The sequence below is a fragment of the Agathobaculum desmolans ATCC 43058 genome, from assembly GCF_000701665.1.
In the GTDB taxonomy this organism is placed as follows: Bacteria; Bacillota; Clostridia; order Oscillospirales; family Butyricicoccaceae; genus Agathobaculum; species Agathobaculum desmolans.
In genome coordinates this window covers 1-5,943 of the sequence record NZ_JNJN01000074.1, presented here as the reverse complement: position 1 = coordinate 5,943, position 5,943 = coordinate 1, and the positions used below count along the sequence as shown (strand labels likewise).

The window sequence follows — 5,943 nt, the reverse complement described above, 5'->3', positions numbered from 1 at the left end:
ATATCATCCACACTGCCAATTCCGCTAAGATACTCTTCAATGCAATGAATCTTAAATTCCTTGGAATACCTCCTGTTTCCACTTACAAAGGCTTCAATACCGTTCGCTTCGTACTTGGATATCCATCTATATATCTCGTCACGATTCATTCCATAAACATCTTGTAATTGAGAATAGGCAACCTTACCCGACTTATACGCTTCTATGATTTCTATTTTCTTCTCTGGAGTGAATTTTATTTTGCCCATAAAAAATCCTCCTAAAGTAGATTTTGGTTTTTTCCATGGTCTACTTTAGGAGGATCATATCACCCAGTGCCCTGCTTCTTGGTTATTTGGAATGAACGGTAGTGTATTTCTGGTTTTTGCTTTTGGGTTTGTCTGGAAACATCATTTCAAGTTTACCAGAAGATAATAAAGGCTTGAGGTAATATTTGCTGAAGTGAGAACGGCTGGAAACATCAATATATGCTTGCATTTCATCTCGACTTTTAGGGTCTGCACAAAATTCCAATAGCAAGTTTTGCTTGCTGATCACAGATGTATCATGTGCGACATCATGTGCTGTATCATGTGCGGAAGCACCGCACATGATGTAGTTTACATTTTTCAAGATGACTCTGAAATCTGTCGCTGTTGAGGAAAATTCTGGTTTATATGCCTCTGTGTATCCAGGCAGCTTTTCGGTTTCACTGACGATTTTGCGTAGGCCACTTCCACGGCGTTCCATGTACTTCATGCGGTGGAACAGGTCAGCAATCACAGGGTTTCGTCGCATCGAACGGATACTGTAAATATCGTATTCCTGAATTGAGCCGCCGCCAAACATACCGCCCGGAGATGTGATTTCCACCCGATCATCAAACATATCAATATGGATTTCGCTGCCAAGCACAATATAATCACGATGGATAAGCGCATTAACAAGAGCCTCTGTCACAGCTCGTTCAGCATAATCCGGCTTGTCTACCCGATACTGTGCCTCTTTGACAAAACGGACTTTGGAATTATTGCGAATAAATTCACTGCCGCTTTTCAGTAGATAAATCAGATTCCCTTCGTATTCTTTATCGTCCAATGCATCATCAAAGATAGAGCCTTTTTCCAAGCCATTCCACCGGGTACAGAACATACGGGAGTTATAAACTGTGTGCTGATCAGTCATGAGCTTTCCGGCATTGGTCAAGACCCCATTTTTGTCAGCCAAACCGAAGGAGACATAATCGGATGGCTCAAAGCGGAGACCAGTCCGTTCCAGATAGGTTGCTTCCAGAAGTGTAAAGCTGTAATCCTTTTTTACCGCATCTGTTGTTAGGGTATCAAAGGACTGATTGGTTCCCTTTAAGATCAGTTCATTCACAATGTAATCCGGGGCAATTACGCTTTCATTTCCAACACGGATATATGCCTCCATCACGCCGTCTGCCTTGTAATAATATGGGGTGCTACGGCCGGGAGAAACCTCCAGAGCTAATAGATTTTTACCATCTTCCTGTAATGGTTTTAAGATAAACTGAGGTAATGGTGTGATTCGTTCTTTAATTAAGCGGCTGATCGCCTCAGCATCCTTTTGAACATCGGACAAGCCGATAGGTTTCCGGTCATCAGAGATTCCGAAAAACAGAGTGCCGCCGATTCCATTGGAAAAGGCACTGACACTTTTTAACCAGCTTTTTGGCTTTTTTATTTCGAGAGCAACTTTGAAATCACATTCTGTTGCTTCAGCAATGAGCTGTTCTATCATAGAAATCCCTCCTTTGAGGTTGTAGAAAGTTCTTTTTTATTATACCCAGCGGAGAAAGTTATTGCAACGATAGAAGCAAAGAGTTCAGCGAAAACAAAAATATTTATGAGAGGAGGGCCTTCTATTATGGCAACTACAAGAATCATGCCGCTTCATGTCGGCAAAGGCCGCACAGAGAGTCGGGCGATCAGTGACATCATCGACTATGTGGCCAATCCAAAGAAAACAGATAACGGCAGGCTCATTACCGGCTATGCGTGTGACAGCCGGACTGCGGATGCAGAGTTTCTTCTGGCAAAGAGGCAATACATTGCCGCTACCGGACGAGTGCGTGGTACAGATGATGTGATTGCCTATCATGTGCGCCAGTCCTTCCGCCCCGGTGAGATTACCCCGGAAGAAGCCAACCGTCTGGGCGTAGAATTTGCAAGGCGTTTTACTAAAGGCAATCATGCCTTTGTGGTCTGCACTCACATAGACAAGTCGCACATTCATAATCACATTATCTGGTCATCGGTCAGCTGAGAATATGATCGGAAGTTTCGCAATTTTTGGGGCAGCACCAAGGCGGTTCGCCAGCTAAGTGACACCATCTGTATTGAGAATGGACTGCCCATTGTAGAGAATCCGAAACCTCACGGAAAGAGCTACAACAAGTGGCTGGGCGAACAGGCCAAGCCCTCCCATCGGGAACAGCTGCGTGTGATGATTGACAACGCATTATCACAAAGTCCTGCTGACTTTGAAGAACTGCTGAAGCTGTTGCAAGAGTATGGTTGTGAAGTCTCAAAGCGCGGAAAATCGTATCGACTGAAGCTCTCTGGTTGGGAGAAAGCCGCCCGCATGGACAGTCTGGGCGAAGGATATGGATTGGAAGATTTGCGGGCAGTTCTCTTAGGGAAGAAAGCACATACCCCGCGAAAGAAAACCGTCACACAGGCAGAGCCGCCGAAGGTCAATCTGCTGGTGGACATTCAGGCAAAATTGCAGGCTGGAAAAGGTGCTGGCTATGCTCGATGGGCTAAAGTTTTTAATCTGAAACAAATGGCGCAGACCATGAATTACCTGTCAGAGAACAATCTGCTGGAGTATGCGGTTTTGGAAGAAAAGGCTGCGGCTGCCACGGCACATCACAATGATCTTTCGGCGCAGATCAAAGCGGCTGAAAAGCGCATGGCAGAGATCGCTGTTCTGCGTACTCACATCGTAAATTATGCCAAGACCCGTGAGGCCTATGTGGCATACCGCAAGGCAGGTTACTCTAAGAAATTCCGGGAAGAACATGAGGAAGAAATTCTGCTCCACCAGGCTGCTAAGAATGCCTTTGATGAGATGGGAGTCAAGAAGCTTCCCAAGGTCAAAGAGTTGCAGACGGAGTACGCGAAATTGCTGGAAGAAAAGAAAAAGACCTATGCCGAGTACCGGCGTTCCCGTGAGGAAATGCGGGAGCTTTTAACGACAAAGGCAAATGTAGATCGAGTGCTGAAAATGGAGGTAGAACAGGATGTTGAAAAAGAAAAAGACCACGGCCAGCGGTAAGCTGGTCCTGGTCAAAAGCGTTCGCAGAACGCGCAGCCACAGAATGAAATTCTGTGTTCAAAGGGGCTTGGGGGCGCTGCCCTCAACAAGCAAGCGGAGAGGAAAATTACGGAGGGATTTTCTTCTCTGCGGGCCTGTGTGTATTAACACAGGCATTGCTTGCCTCTTTTCTCCGAAATTGAAAAGAACCAGTGAGAGAATCGTTAAATTTCACTCACTGGCTCAATTCATTTCAAATATCTCGGACAACTCTGTCAGTTCTTTCACCGTTTCTTGGGTGTGATGCAACAGGGTGTCACGCATTTCTGGCGGACAGCTGGAATAAAGCATTTTCATCTGATTGACACCTTCATCTTCCAGAGAAATATTTGGATTTATAAGCGTATCTAAAGAGATGTGCAGGACCTTTGCCAATGCTCTCAAAATCAAATAAGAAGGATTCATTTTCCCCTTTTCGATATTGGCGATTTGCTTTACAGAAACATGGCTCAGATCCGCAAGCTCCTGTTGTGTCAGGTCTTTTTTCTTTCTGGCTTCCCGCATTTTTTGCCCTAAAGCAGTTAAATCATCAATCGGCATAATCGTTCACCTCAATAATATTGTATCGTTCCGGTTTGATTTGAGGAATAACCTTATCATTCCGGTTTTTCCGGTACGATTATACCGATTTTTCTTTTTTGCAACATGGTTGCAGGCTTGTATTCTTCGAGCAATAGAAATATAATGGAATGTATTGCAGGAGGTGCAGAGATGGACTATATGACCCTAAAAGAAGCAAGTGAAAAATGGGGAGTTTCAATTCGGCAGATAAACTATTATTGCGCCGGTGGCCGTATTCCCGGTGCTGTGAAGGTGGCTACAATTTGGCTGATTCCGAAAGACGCGGAAAAGCCTGTGGATATGAGAACGAAGCAAGGAAAGTCCAATGGTATTAAGTCAAGGGGATAATACGAGAAAATTTTGAGGAAAAGTAAAGCAAAACGGATGTTTAGAGTGCAAAAAGGCAACACCCAATAAAGCCCTGCCCCTATAATTTTTGAAACAGGGCCTTGGCGTCAGAGAGGCAGGCGATATCGCTTAGCCCTCCGGCGGGATATACAGGCGGTTGTCCTTCAGCAGCCGAAAGACCAACCGAACCAGTTTTCTGGCAGTTAAAGCGAGTGCGCGTTTGTGCTGGTACTTGTTAACCTCTTTGAATTTGAGGTCATAGTAGCGCCGGAACTCGGAGTCGCATCTTCTCACAGAGTTGGCAGCTTCCAGGAGGTAGTAGCGGAGATAGCGGTTGCCTGATTTAATCATCCGGGAGTGTTCTGCTTCAAATTCACCGGACTGGTGCTGTGTCCAGACAAGGCCGGCAAACTTGGCGACAGAGGCTTGGGAAGCGAAACGGTGGATATCGCCAATTTCAGCGATAATACCGGCGGAGTAAACCTTGCCAACGCCTGGAATAGAGGTCAGGGTATTTGGGATAATCTCAAACTGTTGTTCAATAGCTTTGTCCAGAACCTTGACCTGTTCTTTCAGCGCCCGCATGGAGGCGATAGAAACGGCCATGGCCTGGTTCACGGTGTCGTTCACTGTTTTAGGCAGACGGTAAGAACCTCTGGCCGCAGCCTGTACAGCCTTAGCGGTGGATTCTGGATCTGCAAATCTGCCACGCCCCGTTTCAGCAACAAAGGCAGTCAGGTCATCCAGATCAGCATTTGCCAGGTTGTCTACCGTTTCAAACCGCTCCATGAGTGCAATGGTGGTGGCGCTGGTATTCTGAATACCCTTGTCCTGAGCCATGCCGGAGCATTTCAGAAATAAGTAGTTGGCAAACCGCTGCTTCTCGCGGGTCAGATTCTGAATGACATCAAATCTTGCCCTGGTAAGGGTTCTAAGTGCCTGGTAGCGATAGTCGTCCATATAAACCTCCTTGGCAATCCTGCCGAAGCGGAGATGGTCGGCAATCACAAAGGCGTCCACCCAGTCGTTTTTTGGCAGGTCAGGATAGGCTTCCTTGAACTTTTTGACCTGTTTCGGATTGAGGACATGGATTTTCCGCCGGAACCGGCCCAGACCGCCATCTTCACGAAGAGCATAGACCAAATTGTCCCCGTAGATGGAGGTAGCTTCCAGGCCAATCACCACATCACTGAGCCGCATAGAGCTGAGTGCCGACACGATTCTCTCTGACAACAGTTTAGCACCACCGAGGTTGTTCTGCACGGAGAAGCTGGAGTGTTTGCTGCCGTCCGGCTTCATCAGGTAGGCTACATTGTTCTTGCTACTCACATCAATGCCAACGAATAGTGGATTCACACTTTTCACCTCCCCTCGTGGAGATTTCAGGCCAGCAGGCTTTGAGATACCCATGATAACCGGAGCATCTGGCAACCTCGCATATCAGAATCATTCCGGAGCAGACCAATGCGATATCCCTCACTGCTGAAAGGGCGGTCTTGTCTTCGGCAAACAGCCAATGAGTTTGCAGCTAACTTCCGGCTCAGGGGGACGGACTTTCAATGAAGCAGCCTTGTGGCTCAACGAGGAGCAAAAGAACTTGACCCTACTGTCCTACAGCTATTGTATCACGGGTATCTCTAAGCCTGTTGGTTACACGGAGTGAACTAAGCAGATACACTTAAAAATCATCTGCAAATCTTATTATACGAGGAG

General features: G+C 46.5%; 5 protein-coding genes and 1 pseudogene. 2 read left to right on the top strand and 4 right to left on the bottom strand.

Features of this window, described 5'->3' with window-relative positions; all coding sequences use genetic code 11:
- The coding region (locus tag T363_RS0113260) for a helix-turn-helix domain-containing protein (RefSeq protein WP_031474787.1) at nucleotides 1-248 on the bottom strand (248 nt) is incomplete at its 3' end.
- An 82-nt stretch (nucleotides 249-330) separates the two neighbouring features.
- A complete protein-coding gene (locus T363_RS0113255) occupies nucleotides 331-1,743 on the bottom strand; it encodes an ATP-binding protein (protein ID WP_031476593.1) in 1,413 nt (470 codons plus the stop codon).
- Between the two features lie 126 nt (nucleotides 1,744-1,869).
- On the opposite strand from T363_RS0113255, the pseudogene T363_RS14780 reads away from it, so the two are divergent.
- Nucleotides 1,870-3,282: pseudogene (locus tag T363_RS14780) on the top strand (relaxase/mobilization nuclease domain-containing protein).
- 222 nt (nucleotides 3,283-3,504) lie between these two features.
- On the opposite strand, the gene T363_RS0113245 reads toward T363_RS14780, so the two are convergent.
- On the bottom strand, nucleotides 3,505-3,861 hold the full coding sequence (locus T363_RS0113245; protein WP_031476591.1) for a helix-turn-helix domain-containing protein: 357 nt from the start codon (nucleotides 3,859-3,861) through the stop codon (nucleotides 3,505-3,507).
- Nucleotides 3,862-4,032: 171 nt separating this feature from the next.
- On the opposite strand from T363_RS0113245, the gene T363_RS0113240 reads away from it, so the two are divergent.
- A complete protein-coding gene (locus tag T363_RS0113240) occupies nucleotides 4,033-4,230 on the top strand; it encodes a helix-turn-helix domain-containing protein (protein WP_031476589.1) in 198 nt (65 codons plus the stop codon).
- Between the two features lie 129 nt (nucleotides 4,231-4,359).
- Here T363_RS0113240 and T363_RS0113235 read toward each other — a convergent pair whose 3' ends face one another.
- Nucleotides 4,360-5,586 carry an IS110 family RNA-guided transposase gene (locus T363_RS0113235; protein ID WP_031474483.1) on the bottom strand — a complete coding sequence of 409 codons (1,227 nt, stop codon included), beginning with the start codon at nucleotides 5,584-5,586 and terminating at the stop codon, nucleotides 4,360-4,362.
- Nucleotides 5,587-5,943 lie beyond the last annotated feature (357 nt).